We start from the raw sequence: 15,769 nt of genomic DNA, 5'->3' as shown, positions 1-15,769 counted from the left end.
TGGGTGTGATGGCTGAGGAGTTGGCTGCGGTCCGGTGTGATCTGGAGGACTTTGCTGCGGAGGTGTTCGAGTCGTTCGGGAGGGCGGATCAGCGCCGGTGGGGCGGGGTCTATCTGCGGGGTCTGCTGCTGGAGGGGCGGCGCAAGTCGGTGGAGCCGATGGCCTCGCTTTCCGGGAAGGGCCGGCGTTGTCACCCGCGCTGGGACCGGTCGGGCAGTCCGGCGTGTTGACGGAGCAGAGCGAACTCGGCAGCGAGGGCGAGAGGCGGGTAGTGAGCGTTGCGTCCGCTGGGGTTGGGCAGGATCCATACCTGGGCTCCGCCGATGGTGCCGGGCTGCAGGCCGGTGCGGGCCTGGGGCGCGTCGAATGCTGTCCGATATCCGCTGACGCCGAGAAATGCCGCCCAGGAGGAGCGGGTGCGCGCGAGTCGCTGCGTCAGGTCTCGTGCGCCGTCGGCGAGTTCTTGCCGCGTGAGCTGATCGGCCCGGGAGGTCGGCCGGCGTACGATGCTGGTGATGCCGAGGCCGAGTGCCAGCAGATCTTGTTCTTGCTCCGGGCGCATTACTGCCGGGGTGAATCCGGATGCGTGCAGTGCAGGCCAGAATCGGTTTCCCGGTGTCGCGAAGCTGTGTCCGATCGCGGCGGAGGCGGGTGCGGGATTGATACCGATGAACACCACGGTCAGTCCGTGGGCGAGTACGTCTGTGAGCCCTTCGCTGCGCACTGTGCCTGTCTTCCGTGGTGATGGGTGTTGTCCGCGCGCGAGGTGATTGCGGCTTGTCCGGGTGGTGGCGGTTGTCTTCTTCGGTTGTTCCATGTGCTGTCGTGGCTCTCCTGGGGTTAGGGGGTCATTTGTGCGGTGCTTTGGAAGTTGACGCTGATGCGGGCGGAGGCGGGTGTGGTCTGCTTGGGAACGGCATGGAGCCAGTCGGTCTGGCAGCGGCCGCGCATGACGATCAGGTCGCCGTTGTCCGGGACGAAGCGGGTGCTTTTGCCGCCGCTGCGGGGCTTGATGAGGAAGCGGCGGGGGTGGCCGAGAGTGAGAACGGGGACGGTGCAGATCTCGCGTTTGCAGCTGATGTAGTCCCCGTGCCAGCCGGTACTGTCGCGCTGGTCACGGTAGAGGTTGACCCAGACTCCGTCGTAGGGGATGTCGTAGATCTCGGAGAGCCGGCCGGCCAGAGTCCGCAGCGCGGTGACGGGTGCGTCGTCGATCTGCGGGTAGTCGGCGGTCAGGCGTGGCTCGTCGATCTTCTGGTTGTAGATCCACCGCTGTCGCTGTGACCAGTCGAGGTCATGCCTGAGTTGCCCGAAGAGGGTCTGGGGCGAGCGGATGAGGCGTGGTATCACCTCGATCCAGCTGTTGTCGTCGAGGTCGTGGCGTTCGATTTCGGTGAAGTCGTTGTCGAATTCGAGCGGTTGGTCTGCGGCGGGCGCGGCCAGGTCGGCGAGGGACATCTGGATTCCCTGGTCTGTGTGCCGGCCGGGCTGCTTTCGGGCGTCATCGGGGACCGGTGAGGGGCGGGATTGCGGCATGAGTGTTCTCCTGGGTCGTGATCGTCGCTCTGATCTCCCTGGCTGAGGTCTCGCCCTCTGCTGGCGCTTCGGGCTGCATCAGCCGCTGTACGGAATGGGCAGGGGCCCGTGCGTGCGCTGACGCCCGGGCCCTTGTCGTTGTGTTTCTGTTTACCGGTGCCCGCCGGGCGGCCGGGATGCCGGATTCAGTGGACGGGGAAGGCGCTGTTGAGGGCGCCGAAGTCTTCGGCGTCGTTGAGGGTGGTGTAGGTGCCGGAGGCGAGGATTTCCGTGGCGGCCTTCTTCGCCAGGCCGTAGGCGGCCTGGGAGATGGCCGAGCCGACGCTGACCCGGCGGACTCCGGCCTTTCGCAGTTCCTCGACGTCGGGGGCGCCGGGGCCGGCCATGACGTTGAGCGGGAGCGGAGTGCGGTTGGCGAGTTCGGCCAGGATGTTCAGGTCGAGCAGGCCGGGGACGAACAGGCCGTCGGCTCCGGCTTCGGCGTAGGCGGCGGCGCGGCTGGCGACATCGTCCAGGCGTCCGGCTTCTTCTCCGATGCCGAACAGGAACACATCGGTACGGGCGTTGATCACCAGGTCCGGCACTCCGGCCTCCTGCGCTGCCTGACGGGCGGCACGGATCCGGGCGGACTGAGCGTCGGCGTCGTGCAGAGGTCCTCCCGGTGCGAGGGAATCCTCCAGGTTGATTCCGACGGCGCCGGCCTCGATTACCGCGCGCACCGTCGCGGCGACGTCCTCGGGTGCCGGGCCGTACCCGCCTTCGATGTCGGCGGTCACCGGAATCTCGACACTGCGCACGATTCGCCCGATCGCGGTCACGGCTTGCGCCCGGGACAGGTTCTGTCCGTCGGGATATCCCAGCGCCCACGAGACGCCCGCACTGGTGGTGGCGATGGCCCGGACGCCTGCGGCGGCGATCACCGCGGCGCTGCCGGCATCCCAGGCATTGGGCAGCACGAGGACATCGTCCTCGTAGAGGGCCCGCAGGGTGGCGGCTTTGGCGCGCTGCTGATCCGTACTCATGGTGCTGCTCCTTCGTTGGTGTGTCTGCGAGGTTCGGCTCGCAGACGGACTGGCTGCTGTGGTTCTATGACCGCACCAAGTCCCACCGGCGGCGGTGGTGGTGGTGCTCGATGGAAACGTGCGGCAATCGCACCAAGGTCCGCGCGCGCCGCTCCCGCGCCGCTTCTCGATCCTCGGCTGCCTCTTGAGATCGGCCATCACCCGGTGCGCCGGACGAACTCTGCGCGGTGGGGTTGCTGTCGCGACAAGGCATCCGGGGCTACCCGTGTGACGGGCAGGCGCCCGGCGGTCACTCCGGCTTTCGTCGCGGCTGGCGGTCGCAGGAGCGCGCGGGGATTGTGCGAGCTCAGCCGTCGGTGCTTCTGGTGATTTCGGCCCACTTCTCCAGGTCGGTCATGCGCGCCTGCAGTGCGCTCAGCATTGCCTCGGCACCGGAGCCGCCCAGCGCCAGACGCCTTGGCGGATTGTCGCGGCCGACGATGGAGCGGATGCCGGCGGCGACTCCTTCCACACTGGCGAAGGCTGACGGGGGCAACTCGCCGATGGCCTTCTGGGTGGCACGGACGGTCTGGTCGTAGTCCTCATGGGTACGGGTGGCCGCGTCGAGATTGCCGAGGAAGGGCGTAGCGGTCAGGGCGGGCTGGATCAGCGTGACCTTGATGTTGAGGGGGGCGACCTCAAGGGCGAGCGCGTCGGACAGACCCTCCACGGCATACTTCGTGGCGGCGAGCAGCCCCACGCCGGGGTCGGCGGTCTGCCCGTAGAACGACGAGCCCTGCAGGATATGGCCCGAGCGCTGCCGACGCAGTACGGGCAGTACCGCGCGCAGCACGTTGAGCACGCCGAACACGTTGGTGTCGAAGACGGCCCGCGCCTGGGTGTCCGTGGCTTCCTCGACCGCGCCGAAAAGGCCGTAGCCGGCGTTGTTGGCCACGACATCGATACGGCCGAACCGGTCGACGGCCTGCTCGACCGCGCCGTGGACGGACGCCTCGTCTCGGACGTCCGCCGCGATGGGGAGCAGACGCTCGGCCGGCCCCAGGTCAGCGGGGGCGGCGCCGGCGCGAGACACAGCCGCCACCGACTCTCCGGCTGCCAGGGCCTTGCGGGTGAGTTCGAGACCGATACCGGAGGAGGCGCCGGTGATGAACCAGATACGTGGAGTGTTCACAATCTCTGTCATGAGATGCCCTTAGGTAGATAGCTCGCAACGCAGCAGCTACGGCTGTTGCGGCTCGGGGCCGTCATAGAACGGGTAGTCGGTGTATCCGTGTGCGTCGAAGGCGTAGAAGGTGCTGCGGTCGTAAGGGTTCAGCGGAAGACCGAACTTGATTCGCTTGGGCAGATCCGGGTTGGCGATGAAGTGGCGTCCGAACGCGACCAGGCTGGCGGTGCCGTTGGCGACGCTGTCCTCGGCGGTGTCCGGCTGGAAGCCGCCGGCGGCGATGATGGGCTGGTGGAAGAACTGCCCCAGTTCCTGCGCGGCGACCGGGGCCTGGTCTGCGGCGATGGTTTCGCCGCCTTTTACCCGAGGTTCGATGATGTGCAGGTAGGCGAGTTCGAGCTCGTCGAGTCGCTTTGCGGCGTACTGGAACAGCAGACGCGGCTCGCTGTCTGCCATGCCGTTGAAGGTACTGCTGGGTGAGAGGCGCGCCCCGACGCGGTCTGCCCCCCAGACTGAGATCACCGCTTCGGCAATCTCGGTGAGAAGCCGCGTCCGGTTTTCGAAGGATCCGCCGTAACGGTCGGCGCGCTTATTGCTGTTGTCCTGGAGGAACTGGTCGATGAGATGGCCGTTCGCGGCCATGATCTCGACTCCGTCGAAACCGGCGCTCTTCGCGTTGGCAGCCGCGGTGCGGTACTCACCGATGAGACCGGTGATCTCATGGGTGTGGAGTTCTCGGTGTGGTGAGGGCTGGACGAATCCGCTCGGCGTGACGACGAAGTACTCCGGACTGTTCCAGTAGGTCGGGTCGACGGAAGCCGTGACGGGTTCTTCGCCGGTCACGTCGACATGGGTGGTGCGGCCGGCGTGCCAGAGCTGCATGAACATCCGGCCGCCCTTGGCGTGCACCGCGTCGGTGATCCGCTTCCAGCCCGCCACCTGGCCGCCGTTGTAGATTCCTGGTGCTCCAAAGTATCCGCGGGCGCGGGGAGAGACCGCTGTCGCCTCGGTGAGCAGCAGCCCGCCCTCGGACGTCCGCTGAGTGTAGAACTCCAGCATCAGGTCGCTGGGGGCGCCGCTCGGCCACTGCGCTCGCAGGCGGCTCATCGGCGGAAGCACGATGCGGTGCTTGAGTGCGACAGATCCGATCCGCACCGGTGTGAACAGTTCGGCTGTGTTCATGGTCATGGTTGTCTCCTGGGGACCGTCCGTTCGGGGAATGGCGATCGGCATGCCGTCATACAGCCGATCAGGAGGGGTGTTTCGCAGGCACGATGCCACCCGCAGAAGCGTGCGGGACGGCAGAACGCGACCGCCGCGAGGCCGATGCGTATCGGCGTCTTGCGAGGGGCGCCGGGAAAAAGCAGCCCGCCCCCCGGACTGCCGGCCGTGTGACGGCCGGGACTGGCAACAAAGCCTTCAGGAGAGGCGGCGAAGCCAGCCTGGACGACGCGTCCGTCCGCCAGGCCGTCATCTCGGTCATGGAGGAAGGACGTGAACGCCTGGTAGCGCCTGCGATGGGGTCAGACATAACTCTGTCCTCTTGGATGAGTGACGGCGTGTTGACCGATCCGCGTCCACAGCCTGCTTGTCGATCGCGTCCGGCGTTCGGCGGTGTGCCAATCCACGGCTCGGAAGCGATGCCGGTAAGCGACTGGGCCGTTCAGCCCATTTGTGACCCACCTAACAGCATATGGATTGGGCTGTCAAGCCCAATCTTGGGGAATATGCTCGCGTTATGACAACCGAGCGGGAGGCCGCAGGCCCCAAACTGACCGCCAAGGGGCTGGCGACCAGGGCGCGCATCGTCGAGCGAGCGGCAGAGCTCATCTACGCCCACGGCGTCCGCGGCACGACCAACGAGATGCTGCGGGAGGCGGCAGGCGTCAGCGGTTCGCAGCTCAATCACTACTTCCCGGACAAGGAAAGCCTCGTACTCGCCGTGATCGAGTGGCAGGCGAGACGGATTCTGACCCTGCACACCAGCGAAGCCTTCGCCCATTTCGACACGATCGACGCACTGCGCGACTGGGCTGCGTACTACATCTCCTACGAGCTCGCCTGCCGGGAGGGCTGCACGCTGGGGTCGCTCGCCAGTGAGGTCATGAAGGCCGATCTTGATGTGCGTGAGCATCTCTTCTCCGAGTTCGAGCGCTGGAAGGACGTCTTCCGGGCAGGCCTTGAGCGCATGCGCTCGCGCGGACGGCTCCGCGCTGATGCCGATCCCGCTCAGCTGGCCCATCTCCTGCTGGCCGCTCTTCAGGGGGGTCTGCTGCTCGCTCAAGTGGCGCAGGATGCCGCACCGCTGCGCGATGCGCTGACGGCCGCGATCGACTACGTGCAGACCTTCGAAACGACACAGGATTCGGTCCATCCGTGACTCGGAAGCGTGCAGCGGTGCGGCCGGCTGATACTGCGCTTCGGTCAGTGGTCTTCGCGGAACGCCAGCCGCCGAAGAGGACGGTGAGTGCCGACCGGCCGCCGAGGCGGACCGCGACCATAAATCGCCAGCCTCGCCAGTAGTTGCCGACGAGAGCCGAGCGTGGCCGAGCGGATCAGCCGGCGCAGCGAGGAGGGGCCTGCGGTCTCGTCCTCCTGGAGCGGTGATTCGGGCAGGGAACTGCCCTCAATGCGGAACACGAGCTCTGCGGCTCGATCTGCCGCCCAAGTCGTCGAACTCCCACAGGCGGAAGGCGTGGCCCTTGGTGCCCTCCGTCCACGCGTGCGTCACCAGCGTGGCCTGCCGCCTGCCGGAGAGGAAGTTCTTGGCCTCACATCCGTCGGGCACGGGGAACGCGCGGCGGGGCGCGGATGCGTTGCTCACGTCCCACACCTGCCGATCACAGACCGACCGGCCCCGTAGTCTTCGCACGGTATCCCCGTGTGCTCGGATCAGAACGACTTGCCGGCATCCCGAGCCGTATCGAGAGCGGCAGCCCGGTCCTCATCCCGGTTCGGTGACAGGTAGATCGGCTGGAAGCGGATCTCGGTCATATCATCGACACCGGTGACGTGCAGCCATTCCTTCAAGTACTCCGACTGGAAATCCCGGCTGTAGGAGGCCGGAGCGCCGGGGTAATAGACCGAGCTTGTGTAGACCGCGGTCGCCTTTTTTCCGTGCAGCACGGGCACATATCCGCGGGCTTCCTCGAAGGCGAACGTGATGCCCGGCTGGGTCACGATGTCGATCCACTGCTTGAGCACGTAGGGAATGCTCAGGTTCCACATGGGGACACTGAAGAGATACTTGTCCGCGGATGCGAATTGATCGGCGTACCGCCGTGCCTGCTCCCACGCCTGCTTCTGTTCGACCGTGAGCTCCTCGCCGCCGAAGACGCTCATCTTTGCGCTCGCGCCTTCCGGCCCGAACCTCGGCAGAGGCTCTTCCCAAAGATCCAGCGTCACGATCCGGTCCTCGCGATGCGCCTCCTGGTAGGCATCCAGGAACACCGACGCCAGGGCGCGTGAATCCGAGGCCGCGCCTCGCGGACTGGATGCTACGTACAACAACGTCGACATGCCAACACTCCCGTCTGAATGGAAAATCCATCGAATCTAGGTAGAAACTCACCTTCGCGCGAAGGGGGCAGAACTCGGACGGAAACCGTCTCCCGACTGATCGACACCGATCCGAGAGTCAGATCCTCGTGCGCCATGCTGGCCCATCTGACTTGCCGTCCAGGCCCGACAACCTTTCGACGGTCATGCCTAACCGCGCACGAAGGACTCCAGGTCGAGTGCAGCAAGGAAATCTGCAGCCTTGAAGAGTTCGCCCGGTGTATGTGTACCAGCGGGGACATCCCGGGCCCGCAGAAGACGCTCGGCTGCCTCGCCGATCATCGACGCGGTAGCGGAGTAGCTGTCCTGTCCGCGCGCACTGGCCCTTCGCTGCTCGCCGTCCCGGGTGACGACCGCTTCGACGATGAAGCGCTGGGCTGAACGTCCCCTGGCATCGATTCCCTCCGGAGGAGGAGTCGACGGGTCGCGGGCATCGTCCAAGGCGACCTGGCTGAGATAGTTGTGGATTTCGGAAGCCTTGAGGTGCCGCGAGATGAGAATGATTTCACTGAACGGCATCTCTTCCAGAATCTGCTCGCCGAACGGCTCTTCGAAGCTCCATCGCTTCCGCACGGAACTCGACGCGGGCACCAGCTGCCCACCAGCGATGACCTGCCTCCCGACGGTGTTCATGGTGTTCCGGGAGCCGATGGTCGGATGCCAGCTGTCGAGGCCGATCAAGATGTCGACGGCATCCGCACTATCCCATTCTCCGAGAGCGGCCACCGTCAGCAGGTCCGCGAACCCGCCGTAGAACGCCATGGCCGGGACGACGGCGACATTTTCTCGGCGAGCGGGCTTGTCGAAGAATTCCAGGATCTCTTGCGCTGCCTTCTGCTCGGCGCAAATATCCATGTAATGGGCTCCAGCTCGTATGGCCGCCGTCGCAACCGCGTGCGCTGTGTTCGCGAAAGGTCCAGCACAGTTGATGACCAGCTGAGCGCCCCGAACGGCCCTGTCGAGTGCTGCCGGATCATCGACAATTGCCTGGCGGGAAATGATATTCGGGGATCCGAAATCCGCTGCCGCAAGCGCCTGCGAGTTACGGGCAACCGGAATGGGCGTCAGACCGCGGTTCAACAGCTCCGCAACGACGAATTTGCCAGTGTGTCCGGTGGCCCCGAATACTGCGATGACCGGTTCGCTTATCTGATTCATGCTCTTGCACTTCCTTTGGATCCGCCCGCCTGCGTCTCAGGCGGGTGATTTCTTGTTTACCTTCGAAGCTCACGCCGATGAAGGGATATAGCGCACGTGTTCACCGACCCGTCAGCCGTTTGTTATCGTCAGCGGAAAGAAGGATCCGGCCGCTATGGATGCGTTACTGACGCACGTAATATCGAGCAGCTTGCTGATAACGTGATTGCTCCGGAGACTTCCACGTCGAATCCTTGCGGCCAGAAGATACTGAGAATTCCATCTTCAGGTCCGATACACACGTCCTGATGTCTGACTCTGCCTTTCTGGAACCAAGTCGCCCCGGCGGTGAGTGCTTTGCACTCGCTTTCACGCTCAAGGAAATGCCGGAACTTTCCGGATACCACGACGGCATAGTAATCACTCGAATGGATATGTGGTGGCGCTTCAATGCCGCCCGAATACTTCATGAGAAAGCTGGTGGGCTCCGCCTCTCCAGGGTTGCCGAAAAGTCGAGAAATGAAGATTCCTCTGCCGCTTCCATCGAGAGGGCCGACAGCTTCCCACGTTAGGTCCTCCGGACAGGTAACGATCACGCCGCATTCTGTGGTCATATCAACCTCCACGGTCGAATTTATGTTTACGTCCAATTGATGAACGGACGGGATGCGTGACTTGAGGGCCCGCTTCGGCAGCCGGGTTCCGCCCTGCTCGTCGATCACAGCTAGCGTTCGTGGACGTTTGTGACTCACGGTTCAAGAGTGGCACCTTTAAGTAATTGGGCTATATGACCCATTTGTGATCCACTTAACATCATAGATATTGGGCTGTCAAGCCCAATCATGAATCTGCAGCTCCACGGCAGCCGCAACGTCTTCGCCTCGCTGACTCCCATGGCCCCGGGGAGAGGGGGAGAGTCGCCCGTCGGCCGTGGTGGCGCCGGCAGAGGAGAGACCCGAAGGTTGTCGGCCGCGCAACGGGAGGCGATCGGCTACACCAGGGAGTGGTTCGCCTACCAGTGGCTTCGCCGCTACTACCCGGCTGCGAACGAAACCAGCTGAGTCTCGACGAACCGCAGGAAGTTCTTCCCCGGACTCCCTGGGGGGCGACGAGCTCGGGTATGACTTCCGTATCGGTAGCAGCCGTCAGCCCTTGCTGTTCGAAGTCAAAGCCAGTCAGGGCGAGGTAGGCCAGATTGAGCTCGGCGAGAGCGAAGTCCCCACGGCTCAGCGGCACACCGGCAGCGACCGCTGGCGGATCCTCATGGTCACCTCGGTGCCGGAACCCTCTCGGCTCCGAGTGGCGATGCTCCCCAATCCCTTCAGCCCACGAGGCCGCGACCTCTACCAAGAGGAGGGCGGCGCGCTGCGCCTCTCGTATCGCCTGTGAGCCAAGAACTCTGCCAGCCCCTCCACCCGACGTACCCGTGGTGGCACCAGTGCTAGTAGGGCTTGGCCAGGTGTGTATCGGTTCTGGTGTGTTGCGGTGGCAGGTGGGGCAGGCGCCAGTCCAGACCGCGAGGAATAACTGCATGTCGCGGGCGACCTGGTAGAGGCTCAGGCCGACGCCGTCTCTTTTGGGGAGCGGGTGATGCGCTGGAGGGCACAGAAGGCGTAGGCGACGGAGACGAGGGTGACGTGGTGGTGCCAACCCCGCCAGGTGCGGCCCTCGAAGTGGGCCAGGCCCAGGGCCTGTTTCATCTTGCTGTAGTCGTGCTCGATGCGCCAGCGCAGCTTCGCGGTGCGCACCAGGGTGGCCGGCTCTGCCCGTCATCGTCCTGGTACTCGTAGTCTTGGCGGATGCCGACTTCGTCGGTGAACGTGTCGGTGAACGTCTCGCGACGTGTGTATTTCCCGTCGGAGCTCCAGCCGTCATGGCTCGTGATGCGGGTCTCCGTGCGACCCTTGTAGGTCTCGTCGTACTCGTTGAGGAAGTCACTCAGGAACGTCGCCTCGTCGTTTGTCAGGCGCGTGCTGGAGACGTCCAGATGCTCGCCGATGTAGTCGCGGAGCTGCTTCTTCTCGTGTCGATCCACGTGTCCATCCCTGTTCTCGTCCGGTGGCCCGGAAGGCATCCAGACTGATGTTGATCATGCCGGGCTCCAGGTCAAGTAGAGCTCGAACCAGGTGACATTCTCCAAGCACTCGGGGGAGACCGTCAGCAATCCGCGGTAGCGGAATCTGAGGATCTTCCCGACGAGCACCAGGTCTGCCGCTTCACCTCGTGGTTGCGCTGGGTCGCCTCGCCCACCCCTTCCTCGCAGTCGTTGATGCCGACGCGCACACCTGCCGTCCTGCCCACGACACCGGGTTGATCCCACCCACCTGCAACGAGATCCAGCGCTGTTCACGACACCCGTAGTCCGACCCATGCGTGATGCGGCCCCTCGGCTCGACTGTTGGCTTGGCGACGCCGTCATTTGGCCCGAGTGCAGGCCAGCCATTATCGCCGACAAGTCACAGGCCGGACATGAAGATCACGATCTGCGGTTGGAGCACGAGGCTAGGTCAACCAAGGGAGCTTCCTGCCAGCCAAGCTAGTCCGCCCAGGTCACAGACCGACAGCGGACTAACTCCGCTGTCAACGGACAGTTCGCCGGGGGCAGACATGAAAGATCGCGAAAGGACTGGCCAACGGTTGCAGAGGCATGTCAACGTAGAGATCTCCCCGAAAACACCTGGTCAGAGAGGTGATTGCCTATGTCGGTGGTCCCCACCGATCCTGGATTCTCTACAACCGCCGAGGCCCTGCGACTGCACGTCTGGCAGCTCGGCCCTGGCCAGCCCTCACTGGTAACGGACCTGTTCTCGCCCGAGTTGTTCCACCTCGTGGTGGACGATCGCGCGGATGTTCACATCAATAGCAGGGATGGCCGGTTTTATCTCGGATGGTTTCCCTCGGGCCGGCCCGGGACGGACGGCGAGGGATGGAAGCTCTCGGTGACTGGTACAGCTTCGGCCCCCGGATACAGCATCAGCTTCGACACGGAGACCCCCGCTGAGATTGTCGCGATCGCCGTACATCATGTCCTGGCAGGTTCGCGCCCCCTGTGACGGTCTATCTGCCCTGTCCTCACACGGACTCGACTGTCTCCGGTGAGCTGCCGTCGCTGGCCTCCAGGGGCCATGTGGCCTGGACGACGTGATAGTCGCGCTTCGACGCCACCGCGTGCATGGCTGTTTTTTCCACATCTTCGACGCATGTCCGGGCGGGACCACCGGCAGCGCATCGAACTTCTGACGTCTGCCTGGTGGCGGCGAGTACCGTACCGCCACCCCTGCTGCGGGCCCAAGGCCAATTTCGCCCTCGTATATGCCGGGCGGCACCAGTGTCCCCGTGACGCCGTGACCATGGACCGTTCGCCTGCCGGCCGTATCCGGCTAGGTCCCCCTGCGCTCACCCCAAGGAGAGCCATCTTGGAACCACAATCGGAAATCACCGCTGGTGAGTTGATCGACCGACTGTCGGGCTGTGACCGCGATGCGCCGGTCCGGCTGGCCATCAATCCGTTCTTTCCCATGGCCCACCGCCTTGCCCACGTGGTCGCGGCCACTGACGAGGACGGGCGTCCGGTGGTCTTCCTCGCCGAGGGCCAGGAGGAGGACACGCAGCTCGGGTATCTCCCGCCCGACATCGCCGTCGCACTCACCTGGCAGGAGCCGGACGTTGCGCCCCCGCACAGGCGCCGCTCAGCCCGTCGCCGCGACAGCGAATAACCCGCATCCCTGCCCTTCAGGAGGCGCTCCTGTATCCGCACCACCCCCTCGATCCGTCCGCCGCTCGATCCCCTGACCCGGTGTACTGGGTCACCCCCCGTCACCTTGCCGGTGATGACGGCATATTGGCCGACCAGGTCAGCGCCACCCTGGCCAGCCTGGGCTGGACCCGCCTGACCATCATCCGCGGGCGTCAGGAACCAGACCAGGCGGAAGAAGAGCGGCAGGTCCTGCGTAGCACAGTCCTCCACCTCAGCCCCGACCTGCTGGCGTGGGCCCAGTGGACCCTGGCCGACGAACCGTTCCTCCTCGGTGAGCTGCCGGTGGCATGGCAGGTCTCCGCCCGCGGTGACACGGACGGCCCGGTGGCGGAGTGGAACGCGTACTTCAGCACCGGCGTCCCCTACGAGGTCCTCGGAGACTTCCTCTTCGCCCTCGACGCACGCCCCGATCCCGCATCCGGTTACGACGGACCCGAAGCGGTCTTGGCTGCGCTGACCGGACAGGGCTGGGGCCGTGATATCGACCATCCGGACACCACCGCCACCGATCCGGGTTTTGCCTCCAGCTTCACGCTGTGTCTGCTGCCGCCGCTCATCCAGGACTTCGACCCGCGTCCCGACCGGATGGGCTGGCAGGCTTGGGCGGAACCGGTCCTCGGAGCCCCGTACCTGTGGTCCGCCGCGTTCAGCGCCAGCGTCCCGCATGACCTGGTCGCGGCCTTCGCATCGTCACTCGCCTCACCGGTACCGGTCCCGCGCCGGGCGCTGCCCGAGGGCACCGAAGGCAGGCTCATCCTCACCCCGCCGAGCTGAAGGTCACCGGCCAGAATCTACCCGGTGCGACGGCACCGGGTGGGCTCATCTCCCCGAGGGACAGCAGCCAATCCCTGGCCTCCATATGCCCTCCTCCGGATCACGACGACGCAGACGTCTGGCCGCGCGCGGTGGCGACTTTGGCCTCTCGCTAGACCGACGATCAGATTTGACCACCGAGGAAGGGAGACGCTTGCCGCGATTTTGGTGCGGGATCGACTGGTCGGAGGCTTTGAACGATGTGGCCGTGGTCGACGAGCACGACCAGATGGTCGCGCACACCCGTGTGGAAGCGACGGACGAGGGGGTGAGGGAGATCCTCGCACTGCTGCGGGGCCTTCGCTCCAGTCACCGGCACAGTCGCATGCAGGTGCCGGTGGCGATCGAGACGCCGCACGGCCTGCTGGTAGCCGCCCTGCGCGCCAAGGGACAGCCCATCGTCGTCATCAACCCCAGCGCGGTCGCACGCTACCGGGGCCGGATCAGTCCGGCCCGTAAGAAGTCCGACCGGACGGACGCCGTGCTCCTCGCCAACATCCTCCGCACCGACGGCGGTCTCCACCGGGCGATGCCGCGCACGTCGGAACAGGCCGCCGCGATTGCGGTCCTGGCGCGGGCCCAGCGCCGGGCCGTACGCACCCGCCGATATCAAGCCAACCAGGTGCGGAGCCTGCTGCGCGAGTACTACCCGGCGGCGCTGCTCGCGTGGAAGGATCTTCCCGATGGCATCGTCCGCGCCGAGGCACGCGCTCTGCTGGCCCTCGCTCCCACCCCCGGGCAGGCTGCCGCACTGAGTAAGCGGAAGATCGCGGACACGATCTCCGGCGTGGGACGCTCTCGTCTGGTCGACGACCACGCCGAACGGCTCCGGTCGGCTTTCCATCAGCATCACCTGCGTCGGCCGCCACTCATTGAGGCGGCCATGGGAGAGCAGATCCGGACGGCCGTGGGCCTCCTCGACCAGGCGTGCACCGCTGTCGAACAGCTCACCGAGGCCACCACGGACGCCTTCCAGGCCCACCCGCAGGCGCGCGTCTACGCCTCCTTCCCCGGCTGCGGCCCGCTCATCGGCGCCCGGCTGCTCGCGGAAATCGGCGATGACCCCGACCGTTTCACCGTCCGCGGACTACGCGCCTACGCCGGAGCCGCACCCTTGACCTGGGAGAGCAGCAGCAGCCGCGTGGTAACCCACCGGCGCATCGCCAACTCGAATCTCAAAGCAGTCGGCCACATCTGGGCATTCACGAGTCTGACCCGGTCACCAGGCTGCCGCGCCCACTACGACCGCCGCCGCGAGCAGGGCGACCGCTACGCCGCGGCGTTGCGGAACCTGTATGGGCGACTGCTGTCCAGCCTGCACTTCTGCCTCAAGAACGCCACTCGGTACCGGGAAGAGGCCGCGTTCCCGCAGAGGTAGTGCACGGGGCGGGCATGATGGCGGCCGGGAACACACCCAGGAACAACCCGGGCCTTCGAGCCCTTACGCGGGAACGGTGCCCGGCCGCTCTCCGCCCGCCCCGCGCCGTGAACCGCGCAAGGCCCGCCCTTTCATTGGCGCCTTCCAGTGGTCGTTGCAACACGTGGTCGGTTGTTCAGGCCGCGAGCAGTTTAAGCAGACGCTCGGCTGGGGTTTCCCGGCCGAGCGTTTTGCGTGGGCGGCTGTTGAGTTCGGCAGCTACCGCGTCCAGGTTCTCGCGGGTGTGGACGGACAGGTCGGTGCCCTTGGGGAAGTACCGCCGCAGCAGCCCGTTGGTGTTCTCGTTCGAGCCGCGCTGCCAGGGACTGGCCGGGTCACAGAAGTAGACCGGGATGTCGGTGGCGAGGGTGAACTCCCGGTGCAGCCCCATCTCGCTGCCCTGGTCCCAGGTCAACGACCGCTTCAGGTGGGTCGGCAAGGTCTGCGCGGTCTCCACCAGAGCATCGCGGACCAGCTCGGGGCCCCGGCCGTCGGGCAGGTGCAGGAGCATCACATAGCGGGTGGAACGTTCGACCAGGGTGCCGATGGCGGAACCACTGTCCTTGCCGATGATCAGGTCACCCTCCCAGTGGCCGGGCACCGCCCTGTCGGAAGCCTCCGCCGGGCGCTCGCTGATCATCACCATCGGGTCGCGGTAGCGGGGCTGACGCTGCTGGGCCTGTCGGCGAGGCTTGCGCCGGGTGCGGCCGGTGCGCAGGGCGCGGGCCGGCTCACGGCGGAGTTCGCCGCGGCCCTGGACGTAGAGGGCTTGGTAGATCGTCTCGTGGACCACGTGCATCTCCGGCCGGTCGGGGAAGCGGGCCCGCAGGGCCTGGCAGATCTGCTCCGGGCTCCAACGCAGGTCCAGATGTTCTTGGATGAAGTCCCGTAGCTCGGGGTTCTGGCCGATTCTCCTCGGCTTCGGACGGGGCCGACGAGCATCCGCGCGGGTCTGGGCGGCGTGTGGGCGGTAATGCCGGGCGCCGCGGGGATCGACGGTGCAGTTGCGGCGGATCTCCCGGCTGACCGTCGATGGACTGCGGCCCAGCTCGGCGGCTATCGCCCGGACTGTGGCCTTCTCCCGCAGCCGGTCAGCGATGTAGATCCGGTCGTCCTCATCCAGGTACCGGGACGGACCGGAAGACGGCATCACCGGTCGAACCGGTGATGCCGCCGTGTCCCTGCCGGACGCATTGCGTCCGTTCCGCCACCGCCTGCCGGTCTTCGGGTTGATCCCGACGATCCGGCAGGCTTCCCCGTTGGTCATCCCCTGCTGCATGAGCTGGAAGTATGCCGCTCGCTCCGCAGCAAGCTTCACGGGTCCTCGCGGCGTACGGTCCCCACGGATCTCGAAGTCCATCGCA

The 15,769-nt window shown here is 65.8% G+C and carries 19 protein-coding genes and 2 pseudogenes; 9 read left to right on the top strand and 12 right to left on the bottom strand.

Annotated features, from left to right (window positions below):
• Positions 1-8: 8 nt before the first annotated feature.
• Positions 9-179 (top strand): annotated as a pseudogene (locus PV679_RS30420) (transposase); the annotation flags it as partial.
• 11 nt (positions 180-190) lie between these two features.
• Here PV679_RS30420 and PV679_RS30415 read toward each other — a convergent pair.
• From PV679_RS30415 to PV679_RS30405, 3 genes are all read right to left on the bottom strand, one after another.
• Complete coding sequence (locus PV679_RS30415; RefSeq protein WP_319683823.1) at positions 191-724, bottom strand: mismatch-specific DNA-glycosylase; 534 nt, start codon at positions 722-724, stop codon at positions 191-193.
• A gap of 116 nt (positions 725-840) precedes the next feature.
• Complete coding sequence (locus tag PV679_RS30410; RefSeq protein ID WP_319683822.1) at positions 841-1,458, bottom strand: alpha-ketoglutarate-dependent dioxygenase AlkB; 618 nt, start codon at positions 1,456-1,458, stop codon at positions 841-843.
• 263 nt (positions 1,459-1,721) lie between these two features.
• Entirely contained in the window at positions 1,722-2,558 is an 837-nt protein-coding gene (locus PV679_RS30405) for an isocitrate lyase/phosphoenolpyruvate mutase family protein (RefSeq protein WP_319683820.1), read from the bottom strand.
• 20 nt (positions 2,559-2,578) lie between these two features.
• On the opposite strand from PV679_RS30405, the gene PV679_RS30400 reads away from it, so the two are divergent.
• Positions 2,579-2,746, top strand: coding sequence for a CGNR zinc finger domain-containing protein (locus PV679_RS30400; protein WP_319683819.1), 168 nt, complete (start codon positions 2,579-2,581; stop codon positions 2,744-2,746).
• Positions 2,747-2,904: 158 nt separating this feature from the next.
• Here the strand turns inward: PV679_RS30400 and PV679_RS30395 are convergent, their stop codons facing one another.
• Together PV679_RS30395 and PV679_RS30390 are read right to left on the bottom strand one after the other, a co-directional pair.
• Complete coding sequence (locus PV679_RS30395) at positions 2,905-3,741, bottom strand: SDR family NAD(P)-dependent oxidoreductase (protein ID WP_319683817.1); 837 nt, start codon at positions 3,739-3,741, stop codon at positions 2,905-2,907.
• Positions 3,742-3,777: 36 nt separating this feature from the next.
• On the bottom strand, positions 3,778-4,911 hold the full coding sequence (locus PV679_RS30390) for an alkene reductase (RefSeq protein ID WP_319683815.1): 1,134 nt from the start codon (positions 4,909-4,911) through the stop codon (positions 3,778-3,780).
• A gap of 550 nt (positions 4,912-5,461) precedes the next feature.
• Between PV679_RS30390 and PV679_RS30385 the strand changes: the two genes are divergently transcribed.
• On the top strand, positions 5,462-6,103 hold the full coding sequence (locus PV679_RS30385) for a TetR/AcrR family transcriptional regulator (protein WP_319683814.1): 642 nt from the start codon (positions 5,462-5,464) through the stop codon (positions 6,101-6,103).
• Positions 6,104-6,349: 246 nt separating this feature from the next.
• Here the strand turns inward: PV679_RS30385 and PV679_RS30380 are convergent, their stop codons facing one another.
• The 4 genes from PV679_RS30380 to PV679_RS30365 form a co-directional block, all read right to left on the bottom strand.
• Complete coding sequence (locus tag PV679_RS30380; RefSeq protein ID WP_319683812.1) at positions 6,350-6,547, bottom strand: hypothetical protein; 198 nt, start codon at positions 6,545-6,547, stop codon at positions 6,350-6,352.
• Positions 6,548-6,615: 68 nt separating this feature from the next.
• A complete protein-coding gene (locus PV679_RS30375) occupies positions 6,616-7,242 on the bottom strand; it encodes an FMN-dependent NADH-azoreductase (RefSeq protein ID WP_319683811.1) in 627 nt (208 codons plus the stop codon).
• Positions 7,243-7,431: 189 nt separating this feature from the next.
• Positions 7,432-8,439: a saccharopine dehydrogenase family protein gene (locus PV679_RS30370; RefSeq protein ID WP_319683809.1), complete on the bottom strand. Its 1,008-nt coding sequence runs from the start codon at positions 8,437-8,439 to the stop codon at positions 7,432-7,434.
• A 152-nt stretch (positions 8,440-8,591) separates the two neighbouring features.
• Positions 8,592-9,140, bottom strand: a complete 549-nt coding sequence (locus PV679_RS30365) for a DUF4437 domain-containing protein (protein ID WP_319683807.1) — start codon at positions 9,138-9,140, stop codon at positions 8,592-8,594.
• A 120-nt stretch (positions 9,141-9,260) separates the two neighbouring features.
• Between PV679_RS30365 and PV679_RS30360 the strand changes: the two genes are divergently transcribed.
• Both PV679_RS30360 and PV679_RS30355 read left to right on the top strand, forming a co-directional pair.
• Complete coding sequence (locus tag PV679_RS30360) at positions 9,261-9,479, top strand: hypothetical protein (RefSeq protein ID WP_319683864.1); 219 nt, start codon at positions 9,261-9,263, stop codon at positions 9,477-9,479.
• On the top strand, positions 9,460-9,807 hold the full coding sequence (locus tag PV679_RS30355; protein WP_319683861.1) for a protein NO VEIN domain-containing protein: 348 nt from the start codon (positions 9,460-9,462) through the stop codon (positions 9,805-9,807). Before PV679_RS30360 ends, PV679_RS30355 begins: the two co-directional genes overlap by 20 nt.
• A gap of 167 nt (positions 9,808-9,974) precedes the next feature.
• Here the strand turns inward: PV679_RS30355 and PV679_RS30350 are convergent.
• Both PV679_RS30350 and PV679_RS30345 read right to left on the bottom strand, forming a co-directional pair.
• Positions 9,975-10,175, bottom strand: a pseudogene (locus PV679_RS30350) (transposase); the annotation flags it as partial.
• Positions 10,115-10,453: a hypothetical protein gene (locus PV679_RS30345; protein WP_319683805.1), complete on the bottom strand. Its 339-nt coding sequence runs from the start codon at positions 10,451-10,453 to the stop codon at positions 10,115-10,117. The gene PV679_RS30345 and the pseudogene PV679_RS30350, both read right to left, overlap by 61 nt.
• Positions 10,454-11,117: 664 nt before the next feature.
• On the opposite strand from PV679_RS30345, the gene PV679_RS30340 reads away from it, so the two are divergent.
• The 4 genes from PV679_RS30340 to PV679_RS30325 all read left to right on the top strand — a co-directional run bounded on the left by PV679_RS30340 (position 11,118) and on the right by PV679_RS30325 (position 14,366).
• On the top strand, positions 11,118-11,471 hold the full coding sequence (locus PV679_RS30340) for a DUF317 domain-containing protein (RefSeq protein ID WP_319683804.1): 354 nt from the start codon (positions 11,118-11,120) through the stop codon (positions 11,469-11,471).
• A gap of 363 nt (positions 11,472-11,834) precedes the next feature.
• Positions 11,835-12,134 carry a hypothetical protein gene (locus tag PV679_RS30335; RefSeq protein ID WP_319683803.1) on the top strand — a complete coding sequence of 100 codons (300 nt, stop codon included), beginning with the start codon at positions 11,835-11,837 and terminating at the stop codon, positions 12,132-12,134.
• A 5-nt stretch (positions 12,135-12,139) separates the two neighbouring features.
• Complete coding sequence (locus tag PV679_RS30330) at positions 12,140-12,949, top strand: DUF317 domain-containing protein (RefSeq protein WP_416069838.1); 810 nt, start codon at positions 12,140-12,142, stop codon at positions 12,947-12,949.
• Positions 12,950-13,118: 169 nt separating this feature from the next.
• Positions 13,119-14,366 (top strand): IS110 family transposase, encoded by a 1,248-nt coding sequence (locus tag PV679_RS30325; protein ID WP_319683802.1) that lies wholly within the window; start codon positions 13,119-13,121, stop codon positions 14,364-14,366.
• 175 nt (positions 14,367-14,541) lie between these two features.
• Here the strand turns inward: PV679_RS30325 and PV679_RS30320 are convergent, their stop codons facing one another.
• Complete coding sequence (locus tag PV679_RS30320) at positions 14,542-15,765, bottom strand: IS30 family transposase (protein WP_416069835.1); 1,224 nt, start codon at positions 15,763-15,765, stop codon at positions 14,542-14,544.
• Positions 15,766-15,769: the final 4 nt, after the last annotated feature.

The sequence above is a fragment of the Streptomyces sp. AK02-01A genome, assembly GCF_033795305.1.
In the GTDB taxonomy this organism is placed as follows: Bacteria; Actinomycetota; Actinomycetes; order Streptomycetales; family Streptomycetaceae; genus Streptomyces.
This window is presented reverse-complemented; position numbering and strand designations above follow the sequence as displayed.

What these genes read in the sequence shown, in the direction of transcription:
- PV679_RS30410 (WP_319683822.1), bottom strand. Translation starts at nt 1,458, where the DNA reads ATGTCCCTCGCCGACCTGGCCGCGCCCGCCGCAGACCAACCGCTCGAA.
- PV679_RS30405 (WP_319683820.1), bottom strand. Translation starts at nt 2,558, where the DNA reads ATGAGTACGGATCAGCAGCGCGCCAAAGCCGCCACCCTGCGGGCCCTC.
- PV679_RS30395 (WP_319683817.1), bottom strand. Translation starts at nt 3,741, where the DNA reads ATGACAGAGATTGTGAACACTCCACGTATCTGGTTCATCACCGGCGCC.
- PV679_RS30390 (WP_319683815.1), bottom strand. Translation starts at nt 4,911, where the DNA reads ATGACCATGAACACAGCCGAACTGTTCACACCGGTGCGGATCGGATCT.
- PV679_RS30385 (WP_319683814.1), top strand. Translation starts at nt 5,462, where the DNA reads ATGACAACCGAGCGGGAGGCCGCAGGCCCCAAACTGACCGCCAAGGGG.
- PV679_RS30375 (WP_319683811.1), bottom strand. Translation starts at nt 7,242, where the DNA reads ATGTCGACGTTGTTGTACGTAGCATCCAGTCCGCGAGGCGCGGCCTCG.
- PV679_RS30370 (WP_319683809.1), bottom strand. Translation starts at nt 8,439, where the DNA reads ATGAATCAGATAAGCGAACCGGTCATCGCAGTATTCGGGGCCACCGGA.
- PV679_RS30360 (WP_319683864.1), top strand. Translation starts at nt 9,261, where the DNA reads ATGAATCTGCAGCTCCACGGCAGCCGCAACGTCTTCGCCTCGCTGACT.
- PV679_RS30340 (WP_319683804.1), top strand. Translation starts at nt 11,118, where the DNA reads ATGTCGGTGGTCCCCACCGATCCTGGATTCTCTACAACCGCCGAGGCC.
- PV679_RS30320 (WP_416069835.1), bottom strand. Translation starts at nt 15,765, where the DNA reads ATGGACTTCGAGATCCGTGGGGACCGTACGCCGCGAGGACCCGTGAAG.